The sequence below is a fragment of the Sagittula sp. MA-2 genome (genome assembly GCF_030126985.1).
Taxonomy (GTDB): Bacteria; Pseudomonadota; Alphaproteobacteria; order Rhodobacterales; family Rhodobacteraceae; genus Sagittula.
On sequence record NZ_CP126145.1, the window covers coordinates 2,436,784 to 2,455,708 of the forward strand.

The window sequence follows — 18,925 nt, forward strand, 5'->3', positions numbered from 1 at the left end:
AGCGATCAGAACAGAACTTCGCGCTCTTCTTCGCCGTCCGGGCCGTACATGTTGATTTCCATACCGCACTCGATTTCGCGGATCTTCGGCTTGTTCCATGCCATGTCGGTGTCTCCTTGTCCTGACTTGGTCCAGTGGCTTCAGCCTGCACGAGGCGCCCCGTTTCAGGCGATTCTTATAATCTAAGAACGGCACAGACGAAGGTCGCGGGTCCCGCCGTCAGAGCAGCTCCAGAACCGCCTGCAGCACCCGTTCCGAGGCGGCGGGCAGCGGGCGGAACCGGTTGCGGATGATGAAGCACGGCGGCACGGAGATCGGTTCGGCCAGGTTCAGCGAGGTGATCCCCAGCGCCGTCTGCCCCATTGTCAGCATCTGTGCCACCTCCATCGCCTGCGGCGCGATGGTGTCGGTGCCTTCGAGCAGCGACAGCACCACCAGCAGCGACGAGGAGTTGGTGATCCGCTGCGGCCCGCCAAGCCCCTGTTCATGGAAGGCGCGCTCCACCGCCTGCCGGATGGGCGACCCGATCTCCTGCACGACCCATTCGTATCCCTGCAGTTCCTCCAGCGTGACCTCTGTCCGCCCGGCCAGAGGATGAGCGGGTCTGACAAGCAGCGACACGATCTCGCTCCGCGCCGGATAAAGGCGGAAGTCGCGGCTGTCGTGCTCTGCCGGGAGGCGCGAGATCACGAAGTCGAAGCGTCCTTCCACCAGCCCGCGCACCAGTTCGGTCGACGGGCCCACCTCGATTGTCATCTCTATGTCGGGGGCCGCGGCCTTTACCCGGCGCACCGCGGGCACGATCAGGCCGACTGCCGGACCGGTGACCGCGCCGACACGAACCTGCCCCATCTCGCCCGTGGTGATGCGCCGTGCCTCGCGTTCCAGCGCGTCGTATTCCTCGAGGATGACCTGCGCGCGGCGCGACACGATCTCGCCCAGGGGAGTGGCCAGCATCCCCTTGGGATAACGGTCGAAAAGCGCCCCGCCCGCCCGCTGCTCGATCTCATTGAGCATGCGCGACGCCGCCGGTTGCGACATGCCCGCCATCTGGGCCGCGCGCTGCAGCTGGCCGGTCTCCGCGATGCGCAGGATCAGGGTCAGCTGCGACGGTTTCAGACGATGCAGGACGTCCATCCCGACCTCATACCAGTATTGTTATGCAGATTAGCATAAATGGGAATTGAACGTTATGCACGCGCCCTGTTAGCTCTGCCGTGGGCACTCAACAGACCCGGCGCCAAAACAAAGATGCAGGCGCACACAGTGGAGGAACATCATGAAATTCAAGACAATTCTGGCTTCGGCCAGCGCCATTGCGCTGCTCGCATCCGCCGCACTGGCCGACGGCACCGTCGGCATCGCCATGCCCACGAAATCCTCCGCGCGCTGGATTTCGGACGGCGAATCCATGGTTCAGCAGTTTGAGGAAGCAGGCTACGAAACCGACCTGCAGTACGCCGAGGATGACATCCCGAACCAGCTGGCGCAAATCGAGAACATGATCACCAAGGGCGTCGACGTTCTGGTGATCGCCGCCATCGACGGCACCACCCTGTCGAACGCTCTGGAAAACGCCGCCGCCTCCGGCATCAAGGTCATTGCCTACGACCGCCTGATCCGCGACAGCGAGAACGTCGACTATTACGCCACCTTCGACAACTTCAAGGTCGGCGTGCAGCAGGCAACCACGCTGGTCGATGGCCTGAAAGAGCGTTTCCCGGACGTGCAGCCGTGGAACGTGGAACTCTTCGGCGGCTCCCCGGACGATAACAACGCCTACTTCTTCTACGATGGCGCGATGTCCGTCCTGCAGCCGATGATCGACGACGGCTCGGTCGAGATCGTGTCGGGCCAGATGGGCATGGACACGGTCGGCACGCTGCGCTGGGACGGCGCGGTCGCTCAGGCCCGCATGGATAACCTGCTGTCCGCCAACTACACCGACAAGCAGGTCCATGGCGTGCTGTCGCCCTACGACGGTCTCTCCATCGGCATCCTGTCCTCGCTCAAGGGCGTGGGCTACGGTTCCGGCGACATGAAGATGCCGATCGTGACCGGCCAGGACGCAGAGGTCCCCTCCGTCAAGTCGATCCTCGCGGACGAACAGTACTCCACCATCTTCAAGGACACCCGCTCGCTGGCCGGTGTGACCGTGGGCATGGTCGACGCGCTGCTCGCCGGCGGCGAGCCGGAGATCAACGACACCTCGACCTACGACAACGGCGTGAAGGTCGTTCCCTCCTACCTGCTTGAGCCGCTCCCGGTGACCAAGGAGAACTGGGAAGAGCGCCTGATCGATACCGGCTACTACACCATGGACCAGATCAAGTAAGATCGCTCCCCCGGGCCTGTCCGGACGCTTCGTGCGGGCAGGCCACCTTTTCCCTCATGCAGGCCGCACGCCCGGGCGCACCGCCGTCCGCCTGCGGCGCATTGGAAGGCAGCCATGTCCGCACTTCTCGAAATGCGCGGGATCACCAAGACCTTTCCCGGCGTGAAGGCCCTCGACGAGGTCACGCTGACGGTCCGGAAAGGCGAGATCCACGCGCTCGTCGGCGAAAACGGCGCCGGCAAGTCGACCCTCATGAAGGTGCTCTCGGGCGTCTACCCCGCCGGTTCCTACGAGGGCGAGATCCACTACGACGGTGAGCTGGCCCAGTTCCGCGACATCTCGGACAGCGAGTCCAGGGGCATCATCATCATCCACCAGGAGCTGGCCCTGGTCCCTCTGTTGTCGATCGCCGAGAACGTCTTTCTCGGCAACGAGCGCGCGAAGAATGGCGTGATCGACTGGAACACGACGAACCGCAAGACCGGCGAGCTGCTGAAGAAGGTCGGCCTGCGCGAGGCCCCCACCACGATGGTGGACAAGCTGGGCGTCGGCAAGCAGCAGCTGGTCGAGATCGCCAAGGCGCTGTCCAAGGAGGTCCGCCTCCTGATCCTCGACGAGCCGACCGCGGCCTTGTCGGAATCCGACAGCCAGGCACTTCTGGACCTGATGCTGGAACTCAAGGCGCAGGGCGTCACGTCGATCATCATCAGCCACAAGCTGAACGAGGTCCGCCGCGTCGCCGACAGCGTGACCGTGATCCGCGACGGCTCGACCGTGTCGACCATGGACGCCAAGGCCCAGCCGATCACAGAGGCCGCCATCGTGCGCGACATGGTGGGCCGCGACATGGCGCACCGCTATCCCGAACGCACCCGCCGCGCGGGCGACATGCTGCTGGAAGTGTCCGACTGGAACGTCTGGCACGCCGAACACGCCGACCGCCAGGTGATCCACAACGCGCAGTTCAACGTGCGCGCGGGCGAGGTCGTGGGCATCGCCGGGCTCATGGGCTCGGGCCGCACCGAACTTGCCATGAGCATCTTCGGCCGCAGCTACGGGCAGAACATCACCGGCACGGTGCGGATCAAGGGCAAGGAAGTCGACGTCTCGAAGATCGACCGCGCCATCGACGCGGGCCTCGCCTACGTCACTGAGGACCGCAAGAGCCTTGGCCTGATCCTCGAGGAACCGATCAGCCGTAACGTGACGCTGGCAAACCTGCCGGGCGTGTCCTCTGGCGGCATCGTCAACGAGAACGAGGAGACGCAAGTCTCCGAGAAGTACCGCCGCGCGATGAACATCCGCACGCCCTCCGTCTTCCAGAAGGTGATGAACCTCTCGGGCGGGAACCAGCAGAAGGTGGTGCTGTCGAAATGGCTTTTCGCGGGGCCGGAGGTGCTGATCCTCGACGAGCCCACGCGCGGCATCGACGTCGGCGCGAAATTCGAAATCTACGGAATCATCAACGATCTGAGCGCACAGGGCAAAGGGGTCCTCATGATCTCGTCCGAGATGCCCGAACTTCTGGGCATGTGTGACCGGATCTACGTGATGAACGAAGGCGAACTGGTGGGCGAGCTTGACGCCGCCGAGGCCAGCCAGGAGCGCATCATGTCGCTCATCGTGACGGAATAGGGAGACAGGGCATGGCTCTTGCAGAATCTCAGGACGCGGACGAGCGCAAGGGCGTCGGCGAATACCTCGCCGGCCACCTGCGCGAATACGGGCTGCTGTTCGCGCTTATCGCGATCATGGTGTTCTTCCAGGTCGTCACCGACGGCGTGCTTCTGAAACCGGTGAACATCACCAACCTGCTGCTGCAGAACAGTTATATCATCATCATGGCGCTCGGCATGCTGGTGGTCATCGTGTCGGGCAACATCGACCTGTCGGTGGGCTCGGTCATGGGCTTCATCGGCGCGCTGGCCGCGGTGATGATCGTCAACTGGGAGGTCAATTGGCTGCTGACCATCGTCGTGTGCCTTGCCGTCGGCGGGCTGATCGGCGCGGCGCAGGGTTACTGGGTCGCCTACTGGAAGATCCCCTCCTTCATCGTGACGCTGGCCGGCATGCTGGTGTTCCGCGGGCTGTCGCTCTGGCTGCTCGAAGGGCAGTCGGTCGGCCCCTTCCCGCGTGAATTCCAGACCATCGCCAACGGCTTCGTGCCCGACCTCTTCCCCGCCGGCATCGGCGAGACGCTGGCCCCCCTCTTCGACGCCCGCAAGGTGAACGTGCTGGCGCTGCTGACCGGCGTGGCCGCCGCCGCCTTCGTGGTCTGGTCGGGGATGCGCAAGCGCGCCCGCAACAAGGCCTACGGGGTCGAGGACGAACCGCGCAGCTTCTTCGTGGCGCGCACGGTCATCATCAGTGCCGCGCTGGTCTTCATCATGTACAAGCTGTCGACCTTCCGCGGTTTGCCCAACGTGCTGATCACCATGGGCGTACTGACGATCATTTACGCCTTCCTCACCGAACGCACCGTCATCGGGCGCCGCATCTACGCGCTCGGCGGCAACCAGAAAGCGGCAAAGCTGTCGGGGATCAAGACCGAACGGCTGACCTTCCTCGCCTTCCTCAACATGGGCATCCTCGCCGCCGCCGCAGGGCTGGTGTTCGCCGCCCGCCTCAACACCGCGACGCCGAAGGCCGGTTTCGCGCTGGAACTCGACGTGATCGCAGCGGTCTTCATCGGCGGCGCCTCCATGTCGGGCGGCGTGGGCAAGATCGTCGGTGCGGTCGTGGGCGCCTTCCTGATGGGTGTTCTCAACAACGGCATGTCGATCATGGGTATCGGCATCGACTATCAGCAGATGATCAAGGGTCTCGTGCTGCTCGCCGCCGTCATCTTCGACGTCTACAACAAATCCAGGCAGGGCTGAGTTATGAGTTTCAAACCGGCGGAATGGCCGCGCAGGCTGCGGTCCCAGGAATGGTACGGCGGGACCACCAAGGACGTGATCTACCACCGCGGCTGGCTGAAGAACCAGGGCTATCCCGAAGACCTCTTTGACGGCCGTCCGATCATCGGCGTCCTCAACACCTGGTCCGACCTGACGCCCTGCAACGGCCACCTGCGCGAACTGGCCGAGAAGGTGAAGGCTGGCATCTGGGAGGCCGGCGGCTTCCCGGTCGAGGTGCCGGTCTTCTCCGCGTCCGAGAACACCTTCCGCCCCACCGCGATGATGTTCCGCAACCTCGCCGCCCTATCCATAGAGGAGCAGATCAGGGGTCAGCCCATCGACGGCTGCGTGCTGATGGTCGGCTGCGACAAGACCACGCCATCGCTCTTGATGGCCGCCGCCTCCTGCGACCTGCCCTCCATCGTCGTGACCGGCGGGCCGATGCTGAACGGCTGGTTCCAGGGTGAGCGGGTCGGCGCGGGCACCCACCTCTGGCGGTTCTCCGAGGCCGTGAAGGCCGGCGAGATGACCCAGCAGGAATTCCTCGATGCCGAGGCCGCGGTGACCCGCTCCTCCGGCACCTGCAACACCATGGGCACGGCATCCTCCATGGCGTCGATGGCGGAGGCGCTCGGCATGGCTCTCTCCGGCAACGCTGCGATCCCTGCCGTGGATTCCCGTCGGCGCGTGATGGCTCAGCTTTCGGGCCGGCGGATCGTGCAGATGGTCAAGGACGACCTGAAGCCGTCCGATATCCTGACCCGCGAGGCTTTCGAGAACGCGATCCGCTGCAACGGCGCGGTCGGCGGCTCGACCAATACCGTCGTTCACCTGCTCGCCATCGCGGGCCGTACCGGCGTCGACATCACGCTGGACGACTGGGACCGCTGCGGGCGCGACGTGGCGACGATCCTGAACCTGCAACCCTCCGGCAAGTACCTGATGGAGGAGTTCTTCTACGCGGGCGGCCTGCCGGTCGTCCTGAAACGGCTGGGCGAGGCCGACAAGCTGCATAAGGACGCGCTGACCGTCTCCGGCTCGACCATCTGGGAAGAGGTCAGGGACGCGAAGAACTGGAACGAGGACGTGATCCTGCCCGCCGACAAGCCGCTGACGGCGCAGGGCGGCATCGCAGTTCTGAAGGGCAACCTCGCGCCGAAGGGCGCCGTCCTGAAACCCTCCGCCGCCTCGCCGCACCTGATGCAGCACCGGGGCCGCGCCGTGGTCTTCGAGGACATCGACGACTACAAGGCGCAGATCAACGACGACGCGCTCGACATCGACGAGACCTGCATCATGGTCCTGAAGAACTGCGGGCCGAAGGGCTATCCCGGCATGGCCGAGGTCGGCAACATGGGACTTCCCCCCAAGGTGCTGAAGAAGGGCATCAAGGACATGATCCGCATATCGGACGCGCGCATGTCCGGCACCGCCTACGGCACCGTGATCCTGCACACCTCGCCCGAAGCCGCCGCCGGCGGTCCGCTGGCCGTGGTCCGCACCGGCGACATGATCGAGGTCGATGTGCCCGCCCGCCGTCTGCACCTCGAAATCAGCGACGAGGACCTCGCCGCTCGCCTGGCCGAGTGGACGCCGATCCACGAGCGGCCCGACAGCGGCTATGCCTGGCTCCACCAGCAACACGTGCAGGGCGCGGACACGGGCGCCGATCTCGACTTTCTCAAGGGCTGCCGCGGTGCGCCGGTCGGAAAGGACTCGCATTGATGGAGATCGCACTCGTCGGCATCGGGAAGATTGCGGTGGACCAGCACGTCCCCGCCATCTCGGACAACCCGGACTGGGAACTGGCGGCGACCGTATCGCGCCACGGCACGGTCGAGGGCGTTCCCGCCTACACCGACTTCGACAGGATGCTGGAGGAGCGGCCCGAGATCCGCGTCGTCTCCCTCTGCCTGCCGCCCGTGCCGCGCTTCGACTACGCGCAGAAGGCGATCCTCGCCGGTCGGCACGTCATGCTGGAAAAACCCCCGGGCGCCACGCTCTCGGAATGCCACGCGCTTGAGGCGCTCGCCCGCAAGCACCGTGTCTCGCTTTATGCCACGTGGCACTCCCGGCAGGCAGACAAGGTGGCGGCGGCGAAGGACTGGCTCCGCGACAAGCGGCTGCGCAAGCTGGCCATCCGCTGGCGCGAGGACGTGCGGCAATGGCATCCCGGGCAGGACTGGGTGTTCGAGGCCGGCGGTCTCGGCGTCTTCGACCCCGGCATCAACGCGCTGTCGATCCTGACGGAAATCCTGCCCGTCCCCGTTCACCTGATCGGTGCCGAATTGCACTTCCCGGAAAACCGCGACACGCCCATCGCTGCGCAGTGTACCTTCCACCATCCGGCGGGTGCCGAGGTGACCATGGATCTCGACTGGCTGGAACCGGGCACGCCCACATGGACCATCGAGGCAGATACCGACGCGGGCCACATGCTGCTGGAGAACGGCGGCGGCACTCTGGCCATCGACGGCCAGAGCCATGACGCCCTGCCCGGCCTCAGCGGCGAATACCCCCGGCTCTACGCGCAGATGGCGGAACTGGTCGGCAAGGGCGGCATCGACATGGACCTGTCCCCGCTGCGCCACGTGGCCGACGCCTTCCTGCTGGGCCGCCGCGTCGCCGCACCCGCGTTCGACTGGTGAGCGGCATGGAGACGACGCCCGACGGCACACCCCTGCACCGTGTGACCATCGCCAACGGCGGTGCCAAGGCCCGCATCATGAGCTGGGGCGCCAGCCTGACCGACTTCCGGCTGGAAGGCGTGGGTCACGCGCTGGTGCTCGGGTCCGACGACCTCGACGCCTACCTCGGCCCGATGCTGTACTACGGCGCCATCGTCGGCCCCGTGGCGAACCGCATCGCCGAAGGCCGGATGACCGTCGCGGGCACCCCCTGCACCCTCGACCGCAACGAGAACGGCATCACCACGCTGCACGGCGGCGGCCAGGGCTTCGGCCAGCGCAATTGGACCGTCACGCAGGCCACCGCCACCGAGGTCACCCTCTCCCTGCACCACCCGGATGGGCTTGGCGGTTTTCCCGGCAACATCGACGTGACCGTCCGCTACGCGCTGGACGACGCGGGCGCGCTCATCGTCGAGATCACCGGGCAAAGCGACCGCGAAACCGTCTTCAACCCGGCCTTCCACGGCTACTGGGCGCTCGACGGAACAGCGGATGTCGGCCATCACCGGATGACCATCCACGCCGAACGTTACCTGCCCGTGGACGCGGCGATGATCCCCTGCGGCGCACCTGCCCCGGTCGCAGGAACCATCTACGACTACCGCTCCGCGGCCACGCCCGATCCGGCGCTCGACCACAACTTCTGCCTCTCGGATGCGCGCACCGACATGTGCCCGGTCCTGACGCTCGAAACCGACCGCCTGCGCCTCGACCTCTCGACAACCGAGCCTGGCCTGCAGGTCTACACCGGGGCGACCATCGACACCGCGCCGTTCGCGGGCCTCGGCGGCGCGACCTACACCCGCAACGCCGGGATCGCCATCGAGCCGCAGGTCTGGCCCGATGCGCCGAACCACCCCGATTATCCCTCGGCCGCGCTCCTGCCCGGCCAGACCTACCGACAGGTGTCGCGCTTTGCCGTGACCCGCAAAACGTGAAGGACCGATCATGAAAACGCCCCTTACCGGCATCCTGCCCGTCGCCCCGACCCCCTTCCACGCCGATGGCCGCATCGACCCGGAGGGCATGACCCGCGTCCTCGACTGCATGATCGACCAGGGTGTGGACGCGATCTGCATCCTCGCCAACTATTCCGAACAGTTCCTGCTGTCCGACGCCGAACGCGCCAGCCTGACCAAGGTCAGCCTCGACCACGTCGCGGGCCGCGTCCCGGTGATCGTCACCGTCAGCCATTTCTCCACCGACGTGGTGGTGGCGCGCGCGAAAGAGGCGCAGTCCCTCGGCGCTTCGATGCTGATGATGATGCCGCCGTACCACGGCGTGGGTCTCGTCCCCTCGCCCGATGGCATCTTCGAACACTTCGCCGCCGTCTCTGACGCGATCTCCATCCCGATCATGGTGCAGGACGCGCCGCTCTCCGGCGTCTCGCTGCCGGTGCCGCTCCTGGTGAAGATGGCGCAGGAGATCGAGAACGTCTCCTACTTCAAGATGGAAACCCCCTTCGCCGCCGACAAGCTCGCCCAGCTGATCGAGGCAGGTGGCGACCACATCGTCGGCCCCTTCGACGGCGAGGAAGCGGTGACGCTGCTGGCCGACCTCGATGCCGGCTGCACCGGCACGATGACCTCCGCGCTCCAGCCCGAGAAGATCCGCCCCATCGTCACCGAATATCTTGCGGGCAACCACGACGCGGCGCTCGAACGCTGGAAACTCTGCCTGCCGCTCATCAACCACGAAAACCGCCAGTGCGGCCTGCGCGCCACCAAGACGGTGATGATGGAGGGCGGCGTGATCGGCTCCGACTTCGTCCGCCATCCGCTGAAGCCGCTGTCCCCCCGCACCAAGGACCGGCTCATGTCCCTCGCCCGCGAACTCGACCTGATCGCGCTGAACTGGGGAAAGTGACCCGCCGGAGCGCCGCGCAGCCCTTCATCTTGGGGAAAATACCTCCGCCGGAGGCACCCCGAGGAGAAGGCCGCAGGCCGCCGACGAGATATCAGGCGCGCGCGTCAGCGCGCACCTTCGGATCATCGCCCGCAACTCAGAGCCGCGGCATCCCCTTCGGGCCGATGATCCGCTTCTGCGCGGCAATGCGGAACGGCGCGTTCGGCGCGCCGTAACCCTCGTAGCCGCCCTCGCGCTGCACCACTTCGAAGAACAGCCCGCCCGCAAAGGGGCGGCCGTAGAACTGGTAAAAGGCGCCCGTGGCATCCTCGTCATAGAGGATGTGATGCGCCTTCATCGCCGCCAGCCGCTCGTCGGACAGGGTGAACCGCGCCGCGAGGTCGTCGTAGTAGTTGCCCGTCATCGGCAGCGGCTGGAACCCGGCCTCGGCCATGCGCGCCGCCGTGGCAAAGATGTCGTCGGTCGAAAAGGCCACGTGCTGGACCGCACCGCCGAAACTCTCCGCCAGGAAGGACCCCGCGAGGGTCCGGTGCGTCTCGGCGCCGTTGAGGGTGATCCGCATGGCACCGTCCGGTGTCCGGATCGCCTGGCTGCGCACTAACCCGTCCGGGTCGATCACGTCCACCATGGGCGCGCGGCCCATGTCGAAGATCGAGGTGTAGAACAGCGCCCAGCTCAGCATCTCGTCGTAGTTCATCGTCTCGGCAACGTGGTCGATGCGGGTCAGGCCCGCCCCGCCCGTGGCCGTCTCGCCGGTGCCGGTGAACTCCACGTCCCAGACATCCGCCAGCCCGCTCGCCGCGTCGATGAAGTGCATCACCGACCCGCCCACGCTGCGGATCGCCGGGATCTCCAGCTCGCCCGGCCCCACCGGCTGCGAAAAGGGCGTCGCCGCCAGCGCCTCGGCCCGGGTCACGGTGTCAGCCGCACTGGCCACCTCCAGCCCGATATCGCAGATCGAGGTGCCGTGGAGCGTGTAGGCGGTGTCGGCGAACCCGGTCTCCTCGGCGTTCAGCACGACCCGTATGTCGCCCTGCTGCCAGAGCGCCAGCTTCTTCGCGATGTGATCGCCCACATGCACGAAACCCATCGCCGCCAGCAATCGGGCCAGCGCATCGGCCTCCTTGCCGCGCGTGGCGAACTCGATGAAGGCCACGCCCTCCACCCGCACCGGGTCCGGCAGCTTGGGCACACCGATGGCGATGTCCGGCTCCGTCTTGGCCACCTGGTCCATCAGCGCCACCAGAGAGCGGTATCCGTCCCGTGACAACCCCTCGGCGCTGCCGCCGCGGAACTGGTCGTTGAAGATCTCGAGGCTGATCCAGTCGTTGTAGCCCGTCGCCGCCACCGCGCGCATGAAGTCGGCCACCGGCAGGTCGCCCTCACCCGGCATGTTCCGGAAGTGGCGCGACCAGTAGAGCAGATCCATGTCGATCAGCGGCGCGTCGGCAAGCTGCACGAAGAATATCTTGTCGCCGGGAATGCGCCGGATCGTCTCCGGGTCGATCTTGCGCGACAGCGTGTGGAAACTGTCGAGGATCAGACCGATGTTGGGATGATCCGCCCGGCGCACCACCTCCCATGCATCGCGGTGGTCGTTGACGTGGCGGCCCCAGGCCAGCGCCTCGTAGCCGACGCGCACGCCCCGCTCCGCCGCGATGGCGCCCAGCTCGGCAAAGTCGTCCGCCGCCCGGTCGATCCCGCCAAGCGCCTGCGGATGGCAGGACGAACACATCAGCACCAGGTCGGTGCCCAGCTCCAGCATCGTGTCGAACTTGTGCTTGGCCCGGTCGAACGCCTTTTCACGCAGGCCGCCCGGCAGCCCCTCGAAGTCGCGGAACGGCTGGAACAGGGTGATCTCCAGCCCGTGGTCCCGGATCATGTTGCCGATCTCGCGCGGTGAACCTTCGTCGGCAATGAAATCCTGTTCGAAGATCTCGATGCCCTTGAAACCCGCCTTGGCGATGGCGGCGAGCTTTTCCCGAAGGTTTCCAGAAATCGACACGGTCGCGATAGAGGTCTTCATCAGCCGTCATCCCCATGCGGGCCCGGGCCCGCCGCTTGTGTTGGTTCCATGGCAGGGACGGTTGCCGCCCCCCTGCCGACCGACCGTTCCGGTCGGTGCGCCGCACGACACGCCTGCATTCGGAACACCGGCACGTCACCTTCGGCGGGTCTGTCATCCGCACTCTGCACCCGAGGTGCGCCTTGCGACAAGGTCTGTCCCGGCACGGCCCGTCCCGCGCCACCGCACGGATCAAAAGTCAGGCCAATCATCGCAAGGTCCCCGTTCCCTGGCCCCCGGCAAGACATGGCGCATCGGCCAGGCGGCCGCCGCGCTGCATATCCTGCCTGCGGGCCATCAATAGGAAATCCGGGCCACGTCGCGCAGTTCCTCCGCCGTCGTGGTGGGCAGGCCGAAGAACTCCAGATAAGCCGGGATCTGTTCGAACAGCATGTCCGTGCCCACCTGGAACCGGCAGCCGCGTTCGCGCGCGGCGGCCAGGAACGGCGTGATTTCCTGCGTCATCACCACCTCGCCCACGAAGGTCTCCGGCGCGATGCGCGAGACGTCCATCGGCAGCGGGTCGCCCGGCTTCATCCCCAGCGGTGTCGCGTTCACCACGATGTCGAACCCCTTGGGATCGTTGGACCCGGTCAGCACCCTGAGGTCGGGATAGTTCTCTTCCAGCCGTGCGGCGAGCCCGTTCATCATCGGCTCGAAACTGTCCGTCACCGCGATCTCCGACGCACCGGCCTTCGCCAGCGAGGCCGCAATGGCCGAGCCGACGCCACCCGCGCCCACGACCAGCACCCGCTTGCCCGCGATCTCCTGCCCCTTGCGCAGCGCACCGCGCACGAAGCCCTCTCCGTCGAACATGTCGCCCTGAAGGCGTCCGTCCGCGCTCAGCCTTACCGCGTTGCACGACCCGGCGACCCGCGCCGTGGTGAGCACATCGTCCAGCAGGGCCACCGTCGTCACCTTGTGCGGCATGGTGACAAGCGCCCCGAGGATGTTGGACAGGCGGAAGACATGCTGCAGGAAGTACGGGTAGTCCTCTGCCTTGCAGCCCATCGGCACCACCACCGCGTCGATCCCCCGGCTTTCGAAGTACGGGTTGTAGATCAGCGGTGCCTTGAAAGACGTGGTGGGATACCCGAGGTGGGCAATCAGCTTGGTGTGTCCGGAAATCATCCTGTCAGCCTTTCTGCCGCGCCTTCACCCGTCGTAGCCCATGAGCCGCGGCAGGAAGAGCACGATGCCCGGGAAGAAGATCATCGCAAGGAGCGCCGCGAGGAGCACCGCCAGGAACGGCAGCACTTCGGCGATGATGTCCCGCAGCGAGATGCCGGTGACCGCGTTGATCACGAACAGCAGGATGCCGTAGGGCGGCGTGATCAGACCGATCATGCAGTTCACCACGATCACCACCCCGAAGTGCACGAGGTCGATTCCCAGCAGGTTGCAGGTCGGGATGAACAAAGGGACGATGACGAGGATGATCGTCGTGGCGTCCAGAAGGCAGCCCAGCAGGAGGATCAGCACGTTGACAGCCAGCAGGAACATCAGCGGCGACACGTTCACATCGACAAGGTAGGCCGCCAGTGCCGAAGGGATGTTTTCCGACGCGACGATGTAGTTCAGGATCAGCGCGCCGCCGATCACGATGCCCACGGCGGCCGAGGACCGCGCGCTGTCCACGAGGATCGTGTAGAGCGTCTTCAGTTTCAGCGAGCGGTAGAAGAACACGCTCAGCAGCAGCGCATAAGCAGCAGCAACGGCGGCTGCCTCGGTCGGTGTGGTGACGCCGCCGTAGATCCCGTAGAGCAGGATCGCCGGCATCAGCAGCGCCGGAAAGGCCCGGCCCGTGACCCGCGGCAGATCGCGCATCGGGATCGCCTCTTCGGTGGCAAAGCCGCGGCGGTGCGATATCCAGAAGTTCATCGCCATCAGCACGCCGCCCATCATCAGGCCGGGCAGGATGCCGCCCAGGAACAGCGCCCCGATGGAGGCGTTGGAGACCAGCGCATAGAGGACCATGGGGATCGACGGCGGGATGATCGGTCCGATGGTGGCCGAGGCCGCGGTGATCGCCGCGGCATAGCCCGCCGGGAACCGCCCGTCCTTGCGCATCATGTCGATGATGATCTTGCCGATGCCCGCCGCGTCCGCCACCGCAGACCCGGACATGCCGGAAAAGATCAGCGAGGCCATGACGTTGACATGGCCCAGCCCGCCCTTGAACCGGCCCACAGTGGCGATGCAGAAGTTCAGCAGCCGGTCCGAGATCGACCCGGCGTTCATGATGTTCGCCGCCACGATGAAGAGCGGCACGGCGAGCAGGAGGAAGCTCTGGTAGATGCCGTCGACCAGCGTCTTGCCCACGATCCCGATGGAGGAGCCCGCCGCCACCATGTAGGCCATGGAGGCCGTGAGGATCGCGTAGGCGATGGGCATGCCTATCCCCGCCATGAGGAACAGCGTGCCGATCATGATCGTCAGTTCGAGGCTCATTTCGCATCCTCCCCGAAGTGCGGTTCTTCCTGCGGCAGGATGTGGTTCTCGCGGTCGGCGCCGTGCCGCAGCACGTCGATGGCGCGCCAGGCGTAGCGCAGCCCCACGGCGGCGAGGAACAGGAAGTAGATCGAGTAGATCGGCAGCATCTTCACCGGGAGCGTGGCCGAGGACTTGATCCGCAGCAGCTTCATCCGGTCGTAGGTCGGCCCGATGGAGGACCAGAGTGCCACCACCAGCAGCACCGCGCCGATCAGCGCCATGATCGTCCGCGCCCGGCGCCCGGCACCGTTGTAGAGGATGTCGAAGGTCACGTGGTCGCTGTCTCGCACCACGAAGGCGTTGCCCCAGAAGATCGTCCAGAGCCAGAGGACGAGGATGAACTCCACCGTCCAGCCGAAGTAGGCGGCGTCGATGAAACCGCCGGTGAGCGACACGAACCACTCGGAGCCCACCGCGTATCGCACGATGATCTGCAGTATGAAGGTGCAGAAGATCGCTGCCATCATCAGCGCAGCGAAGCCTTCCGTCAGCCCACGGAAGATCCTTGTCACGGTCCGCATGGTGCCCCCTGAAAATTAGTGGCGCGGCGGCGTTACCGACCGCCGCGCCCTGGACGCAGGACGCCGAAGATATCCCGGCGTGCCTCCGGTCGATCCGGTCCGGCGCGGCGGCGGGCACCGCGCCGTGAAGTCCGGATCAGTTCCCCAGTGCGTTCACAGCGTCCAGAACGCCGTCCGGCCAGCTCGCGGCCATATCGCTTTCGAGGTATGCCTTCTGCACCGCCTCGCGGAACGCGGCGACATCGGGCTCGTAGACGTCCAGCCCCTGCTCTTTCAGGAAGGAAACCAGCTCATCTTCCTTGGCAAGCTGCGCGGCGCGGCCGGAGTCGGCGGCTGCCACGGCGGCTTCGGTGATCTGGGTCTGCTGCTCGGGCGTCAGGTTGTTGAAGGTCTCGGCGGACAGCGCGATGAAGTTCCAGTCAACCAGGTGCGAGGTCAGGGCGATCTGCTTGGTGACTTCGTAGAACTTAGCGTCCACGACGGTCGGCAGCGGGTTGTCCTGGCCATCCACTGCGCCGGTCTGCAGCGCGGTGTAGACCTCGGTGAAGGCCATCGGCGTCGGGTTCGCGCCCAGTGCGCGGCCGAGGAACTGCCATGCGTCCGAACCCGGCATCCGCAGGTTCACGCCGGACAGGTCAGCCGGGGTCTGCACATCAAGCTCGTCGCGGCTCTGGCGCAGGTTCACTTGGCGGCGGCCAAGGTACATCGGCGCCAGCAGGACGACGCCCAGTTCTTCCTCGACCTTCTGCTTGAAGGGGTCCATCAGCGGGTCGTTGAACACGGCGACCTGGTGCTCGGCGCTCTGCAGGACATAACCTGCAGCGAAGATCGACCATTCCGGGAAGAACGTGGCAAGCTCCTGCGCCGAGGTGATCGACATCTCGAGGTCGCCGGAGGCGATGGCCTCAAGCTCGGTCCCCTGTCCGAACAGCGTGCCGTTCCAGTGCGGCTCGAAGTTGGCGAAATCGGAAACTGCCGGACCGAAGACTTCGGTGAGTGCGATCGCGCGCTGGTCGGTCTCGGAGTTCACGCCCGAAAGGCGAAGCTGCACCTTGTCCTGTGCGAAAGCACCGGTGGCGGTTACGGCAAGTGCGGTGGCCGCTGCCAGAACGGCGCGGCGGCTCAGATTGAACGACATCGAAGATCCTCCCAAATTCGACCAGACCGGTATGCGCCTCCTGCGCATCCGAATCCATCGCTAACGGTGGTATCAATCGAAACCGATCCCGTAAACAGAAATCGATTTTAGATGCCGTGATCGTTTTTCCTTCCCAAATCCGTGAACGCTGATGTAAAGCCTATGGGACAGGAGGAGAGCATGTCGACAACGGAATGGGCCAGCCGGCCCAGGGGCAAGCCAACTATTGCCGGCCGGATCGAAGCCCGGCTGCGCCATGACATCCTGCACGGCACCCTCGCCCCCGGCAGTCGCCTCAGCCTCGACAAGCTGCGCGAGGAACTGGACGTGGGCCTTTCCCCCCTGCGCGAGGCGGTGACCCGTCTCGTTTCCGAGGGCCTCGTCGAAGTGGCCCCCCAGCGCGGTTACCACGTCGCCCCCATCTCCATAGCCAATTACACCGAGGTCGGCGCATTGCGTGCGGAACTCGAACCTTACGCGTTGCGCCGGTCGATTGCCAATGGTGGACTCGACTGGGAAACCGATGTCATGGCCGCGCTTTATCGCGTGAACCACACCCAACGCGACGCCAACGATGCCCGCAGCCGGGCCGAGTGGGAGGCCGCCAACAACGCCTTCCACCTTGCACTGATCGCCCGTTGCGACATGCCCCTGCTGCTCAGGACCCACGCCATGCTGGTCGCCTTCAACGACCGCTACCGCAACATCTATTCCGAGGCGGTGACCGTGCAGCGCGACGTAGTCGAAGAGCATACCGCCATCGCCCAGGCCGCCGTCGCCCGCCGCGCCGACGAAGCCGCCGAGATACTGGAGCTTCACATCACCCGTTCCGTGGAGATACTGGTCGGCCACATCAAAAAAAATATGCTTCCCGAGGCCCCCGGCGCCTGACCTCCGCGGTCGCGCCTGCCCCGGGGCCTTCCGGATCGCGTGCCATCCCCAAGGAGTTTCCCGAATGGACCTGCCCAAGAACCCCTTCAAGGCCGCGCTGCGCGCCGGTCAGCGCCAGATCGGCCTCTGGCACACCTTCGCGAATCCCGACGTGGCAGAGCTGATGGCGACCTGCGGCTACGACTGGATCCTGATGGACACCGAGCATTCGCCCGCCGGACCGGCCGAGGCGCTGGCCTTCCTGCGCACGGTCGCGCCCTACCCTGTCACCGGCGTGGTCCGCCCGGCCTGGAATGACCCCGTCGAGATCAAGAAGATGCTCGACGTGGGCGCCCAGACGCTGCTGATCCCTTACGTGCAAACCCCGGAAGAGGCGCGCGCCGCCGTGGCCGCCGTCACATATCCGCCAAGGGGCATCCGTGGCGTGGCCGGTGTGACCCGGGCCACCCGCTACGGCTCCGTCGAGAAATACGCGGAGCGCGCCAACGAGGAAATCTGCCTGCTGGTGCAGGTGGAGACCCGCAGCGCACTGGAACAGATCGAGGAGATCGCTTCCGTCGAGGGCGTCGACGGCGTTTTCATCGGCCCCGCCGATCTGGCCGCCAGCTTCGGCTATCCTGGTCAGCCCTCGCATCCGGAGGTCAAGGCCGCGATCCTCGACGGGTTCGCCCGGCTGAAGAAGGTGGGCGTGCCCGGTGGCATCCTGTCGCTCGACGACGGCCTGCTGCGGGATTCGGCGGAGGCAGGCGCGCAGTTCCTCGCGGTGGAGATCGACAGTACGATGATCCGCAAGGCCGCGCTCGCCCGCCGCGCCGACTGGTCCTGAACACGCCGCCCAGCGGGAATGTCAGACACGCCAACGCCGCTCCCTGTCGGGGCGGCGTTATCCGTTCATGAACCGCGATCACACACCGCCAATAAAAACGCCGCCCCGTCGAACTGCGGGGGCGGCGCCTGTCTCGTTTCAAAGGGTGAGCTCAGCGGATCATTCGCCGCCCCAGGCCTCCGGGTAGTTCTCCATGCTCTCGCATCCGCACATGGCATAGTGCAGCGGCGGCATCGCCGGGTTGACGTATTCCGAGAGGTTCTCCTCGGTGATCGCTGGTTGCGGCAGAACCCACTCCGGCCCGGGCAGCGCCTCGCCCTCGATCACGCGCGCGGCGGCGATGATCGCGGTGCGCCACTGGAACGTGGGATAGGTCGGCGCGATGGCCTTCATGCCCTCGTCCTGCCACTTGCGCAGGAAGTCCTGCTGGTCTTCGCCCACGAACACCGGGATCTCGTAGCCCGAGTCCTCGAATGCCTCGATGGCCGCCACGGCGGTCGCGCCCGCATCCATCCACACGGCGTCGATGTTGCCGCGCATCAGGTAGTCCTCTACGATGGACTTGGTCTTGGCATTGTCACCGTCGGTGAACTCCGCGCCGACGATGTTCATGCCCGCCTCTTCGAGCTGGCTCGCCACGAACTCCGCCCCCTGGATGCCGAAGCCGTAGCCGCCGACGGGATGGATGAAGGTCACCGGGCAGTCGGTGTTCACGCCCCGGTCGAAGACGATGACAGGCATCGCCTCGCAGGCACGCTCAACCGCGGGGGTCAGCGCCGCCGTGGTGTTCGGCGAAACGATCATCACGTCGCAGTTGCCGCCGGCCAGCAGGTCGTCGATGTCGGCGATCTGTTTGTCGTCGGACCCTTCCGCGTCCACATGCACGAAGTCGCCGATCGACTCGTGGTTCAGCAGCTCCTGGTTCATGTTGGTGAAGCCCACGACCCGCCACGGGTTGTTGACCCCCGCGTTCGAGAAGCAGACCGTCGCCGGCGCCTCCAGTCCGAGGTCCGCGGTCTCGACCATGCTGTCGCCGATGTACTGCAGCCAGGGTTGATCCTCGGGGCCGCTCGGCGTTGCCTGTAGCTGCTCGCGCTGCTTGGCGAATTCCTCGGGGTCGTCGAAGTTCTGGGCGTGCGCGGGCGCAAGGCTCAGCGCCAGGATGCCGGTTGCCGTCAGTAGCAGTCTCATTGTTTTTCC

General features: G+C 65.9%; 17 protein-coding genes. 9 read left to right on the forward strand and 8 right to left on the reverse strand.

Features of this window, described 5'->3' with window-relative positions; genetic code table 11:
* Positions 1-5: 5 nt before the first annotated feature.
* Both pqqA and QNI11_RS11770 read right to left on the reverse strand, forming a co-directional pair.
* Positions 6-104: a pyrroloquinoline quinone precursor peptide PqqA gene (gene pqqA / locus QNI11_RS11765; RefSeq protein ID WP_100930306.1), complete on the reverse strand. Its 99-nt coding sequence runs from the start codon at positions 102-104 to the stop codon at positions 6-8.
* A 115-nt stretch (positions 105-219) separates the two neighbouring features.
* Positions 220-1,137, reverse strand: a complete 918-nt coding sequence (locus tag QNI11_RS11770; RefSeq protein ID WP_283980266.1) for a LysR family transcriptional regulator — start codon at positions 1,135-1,137, stop codon at positions 220-222.
* Between the two features lie 142 nt (positions 1,138-1,279).
* On the opposite strand from QNI11_RS11770, the gene chvE reads away from it, so the two are divergent.
* The 7 genes from chvE (at position 1,280) to QNI11_RS11805 (ending at position 9,791) form a co-directional block, all read left to right on the forward strand.
* Positions 1,280-2,335, forward strand: coding sequence for a multiple monosaccharide ABC transporter substrate-binding protein (chvE, locus tag QNI11_RS11775; RefSeq protein ID WP_100930304.1), 1,056 nt, complete (start codon positions 1,280-1,282; stop codon positions 2,333-2,335).
* Between the two features lie 114 nt (positions 2,336-2,449).
* Positions 2,450-3,970: a multiple monosaccharide ABC transporter ATP-binding protein gene (gene mmsA / locus QNI11_RS11780; protein ID WP_283980267.1), complete on the forward strand. Its 1,521-nt coding sequence runs from the start codon at positions 2,450-2,452 to the stop codon at positions 3,968-3,970.
* An 11-nt stretch (positions 3,971-3,981) separates the two neighbouring features.
* Complete coding sequence (gene mmsB, locus QNI11_RS11785) at positions 3,982-5,214, forward strand: multiple monosaccharide ABC transporter permease (protein ID WP_283980268.1); 1,233 nt, start codon at positions 3,982-3,984, stop codon at positions 5,212-5,214.
* Positions 5,215-5,217: 3 nt separating this feature from the next.
* A complete protein-coding gene (araD, locus tag QNI11_RS11790; protein ID WP_100930301.1) occupies positions 5,218-6,960 on the forward strand; it encodes an L-arabinonate dehydratase in 1,743 nt (580 codons plus the stop codon).
* The gene (locus tag QNI11_RS11795) at positions 6,960-7,883 is read left to right on the forward strand and encodes a Gfo/Idh/MocA family protein (RefSeq protein ID WP_283980269.1); all 924 of its coding nucleotides are present in this window, start codon (positions 6,960-6,962) and stop codon (positions 7,881-7,883) included. The genes araD and QNI11_RS11795 overlap by 1 nt, the downstream gene beginning before the upstream one ends.
* A gap of 5 nt (positions 7,884-7,888) precedes the next feature.
* Positions 7,889-8,863, forward strand: coding sequence for an aldose epimerase family protein (locus tag QNI11_RS11800; RefSeq protein ID WP_306418190.1), 975 nt, complete (start codon positions 7,889-7,891; stop codon positions 8,861-8,863).
* A 10-nt stretch (positions 8,864-8,873) separates the two neighbouring features.
* Positions 8,874-9,791 (forward strand): dihydrodipicolinate synthase family protein, encoded by a 918-nt coding sequence (locus QNI11_RS11805; RefSeq protein ID WP_283980271.1) that lies wholly within the window; start codon positions 8,874-8,876, stop codon positions 9,789-9,791.
* A 136-nt stretch (positions 9,792-9,927) separates the two neighbouring features.
* Here the strand turns inward: QNI11_RS11805 and QNI11_RS11810 are convergent, their stop codons facing one another.
* From QNI11_RS11810 to dctP, 5 genes are all read right to left on the reverse strand, one after another.
* Entirely contained in the window at positions 9,928-11,817 is a 1,890-nt protein-coding gene (locus QNI11_RS11810; protein ID WP_283980272.1) for a bifunctional sugar phosphate isomerase/epimerase/4-hydroxyphenylpyruvate dioxygenase family protein, read from the reverse strand.
* A gap of 336 nt (positions 11,818-12,153) precedes the next feature.
* The gene (locus QNI11_RS11815; protein WP_283980273.1) at positions 12,154-12,987 is read right to left on the reverse strand and encodes a shikimate dehydrogenase; all 834 of its coding nucleotides are present in this window, start codon (positions 12,985-12,987) and stop codon (positions 12,154-12,156) included.
* A 24-nt stretch (positions 12,988-13,011) separates the two neighbouring features.
* The gene (locus QNI11_RS11820; RefSeq protein ID WP_283980274.1) at positions 13,012-14,307 is read right to left on the reverse strand and encodes a TRAP transporter large permease; all 1,296 of its coding nucleotides are present in this window, start codon (positions 14,305-14,307) and stop codon (positions 13,012-13,014) included.
* The gene (locus tag QNI11_RS11825; RefSeq protein ID WP_283980275.1) at positions 14,304-14,870 is read right to left on the reverse strand and encodes a TRAP transporter small permease; all 567 of its coding nucleotides are present in this window, start codon (positions 14,868-14,870) and stop codon (positions 14,304-14,306) included. The genes QNI11_RS11820 and QNI11_RS11825 overlap by 4 nt, the downstream gene beginning before the upstream one ends.
* A 136-nt stretch (positions 14,871-15,006) precedes the next feature.
* Complete coding sequence (gene dctP / locus QNI11_RS11830) at positions 15,007-16,008, reverse strand: TRAP transporter substrate-binding protein DctP (RefSeq protein WP_100930293.1); 1,002 nt, start codon at positions 16,006-16,008, stop codon at positions 15,007-15,009.
* Between the two features lie 180 nt (positions 16,009-16,188).
* Here dctP and QNI11_RS11835 point away from each other — a divergent pair, with 180 nt between their 5' ends.
* Together QNI11_RS11835 and QNI11_RS11840 are read left to right on the forward strand one after the other, a co-directional pair.
* Complete coding sequence (locus tag QNI11_RS11835) at positions 16,189-16,899, forward strand: GntR family transcriptional regulator (RefSeq protein WP_283980276.1); 711 nt, start codon at positions 16,189-16,191, stop codon at positions 16,897-16,899.
* A 64-nt stretch (positions 16,900-16,963) separates the two neighbouring features.
* Entirely contained in the window at positions 16,964-17,725 is a 762-nt protein-coding gene (locus QNI11_RS11840) for an HpcH/HpaI aldolase/citrate lyase family protein (protein ID WP_283980277.1), read from the forward strand.
* A gap of 159 nt (positions 17,726-17,884) precedes the next feature.
* Here QNI11_RS11840 and QNI11_RS11845 read toward each other — a convergent pair whose 3' ends face one another.
* Positions 17,885-18,916 (reverse strand): substrate-binding domain-containing protein, encoded by a 1,032-nt coding sequence (locus tag QNI11_RS11845; RefSeq protein WP_283980278.1) that lies wholly within the window; start codon positions 18,914-18,916, stop codon positions 17,885-17,887.
* Between the last annotated feature and the right edge of the window lie 9 nt (positions 18,917-18,925).

Excerpts from the sequence above, each read along its gene's own strand:
- pqqA (WP_100930306.1), bottom strand. The coding sequence starts at position 104 with ATGGCATGGAACAAGCCGAAGATCCGCGAAATCGAGTGCGGTATGGAA.
- QNI11_RS11770 (WP_283980266.1), bottom strand. The coding sequence starts at position 1,137 with ATGGACGTCCTGCATCGTCTGAAACCGTCGCAGCTGACCCTGATCCTG.
- chvE (WP_100930304.1), top strand. The coding sequence starts at position 1,280 with ATGAAATTCAAGACAATTCTGGCTTCGGCCAGCGCCATTGCGCTGCTC.
- mmsA (WP_283980267.1), top strand. The coding sequence starts at position 2,450 with ATGTCCGCACTTCTCGAAATGCGCGGGATCACCAAGACCTTTCCCGGC.
- mmsB (WP_283980268.1), top strand. The coding sequence starts at position 3,982 with ATGGCTCTTGCAGAATCTCAGGACGCGGACGAGCGCAAGGGCGTCGGC.
- araD (WP_100930301.1), top strand. The coding sequence starts at position 5,218 with ATGAGTTTCAAACCGGCGGAATGGCCGCGCAGGCTGCGGTCCCAGGAA.
- QNI11_RS11795 (WP_283980269.1), top strand. The coding sequence starts at position 6,960 with ATGGAGATCGCACTCGTCGGCATCGGGAAGATTGCGGTGGACCAGCAC.
- QNI11_RS11800 (WP_306418190.1), top strand. The coding sequence starts at position 7,889 with ATGGAGACGACGCCCGACGGCACACCCCTGCACCGTGTGACCATCGCC.
- QNI11_RS11805 (WP_283980271.1), top strand. The coding sequence starts at position 8,874 with ATGAAAACGCCCCTTACCGGCATCCTGCCCGTCGCCCCGACCCCCTTC.
- QNI11_RS11810 (WP_283980272.1), bottom strand. The coding sequence starts at position 11,817 with ATGAAGACCTCTATCGCGACCGTGTCGATTTCTGGAAACCTTCGGGAA.
- QNI11_RS11815 (WP_283980273.1), bottom strand. The coding sequence starts at position 12,987 with ATGATTTCCGGACACACCAAGCTGATTGCCCACCTCGGGTATCCCACC.
- QNI11_RS11820 (WP_283980274.1), bottom strand. The coding sequence starts at position 14,307 with ATGAGCCTCGAACTGACGATCATGATCGGCACGCTGTTCCTCATGGCG.
- QNI11_RS11825 (WP_283980275.1), bottom strand. The coding sequence starts at position 14,870 with ATGCGGACCGTGACAAGGATCTTCCGTGGGCTGACGGAAGGCTTCGCT.
- dctP (WP_100930293.1), bottom strand. The coding sequence starts at position 16,008 with ATGTCGTTCAATCTGAGCCGCCGCGCCGTTCTGGCAGCGGCCACCGCA.
- QNI11_RS11835 (WP_283980276.1), top strand. The coding sequence starts at position 16,189 with ATGTCGACAACGGAATGGGCCAGCCGGCCCAGGGGCAAGCCAACTATT.
- QNI11_RS11840 (WP_283980277.1), top strand. The coding sequence starts at position 16,964 with ATGGACCTGCCCAAGAACCCCTTCAAGGCCGCGCTGCGCGCCGGTCAG.
- QNI11_RS11845 (WP_283980278.1), bottom strand. The coding sequence starts at position 18,916 with ATGAGACTGCTACTGACGGCAACCGGCATCCTGGCGCTGAGCCTTGCG.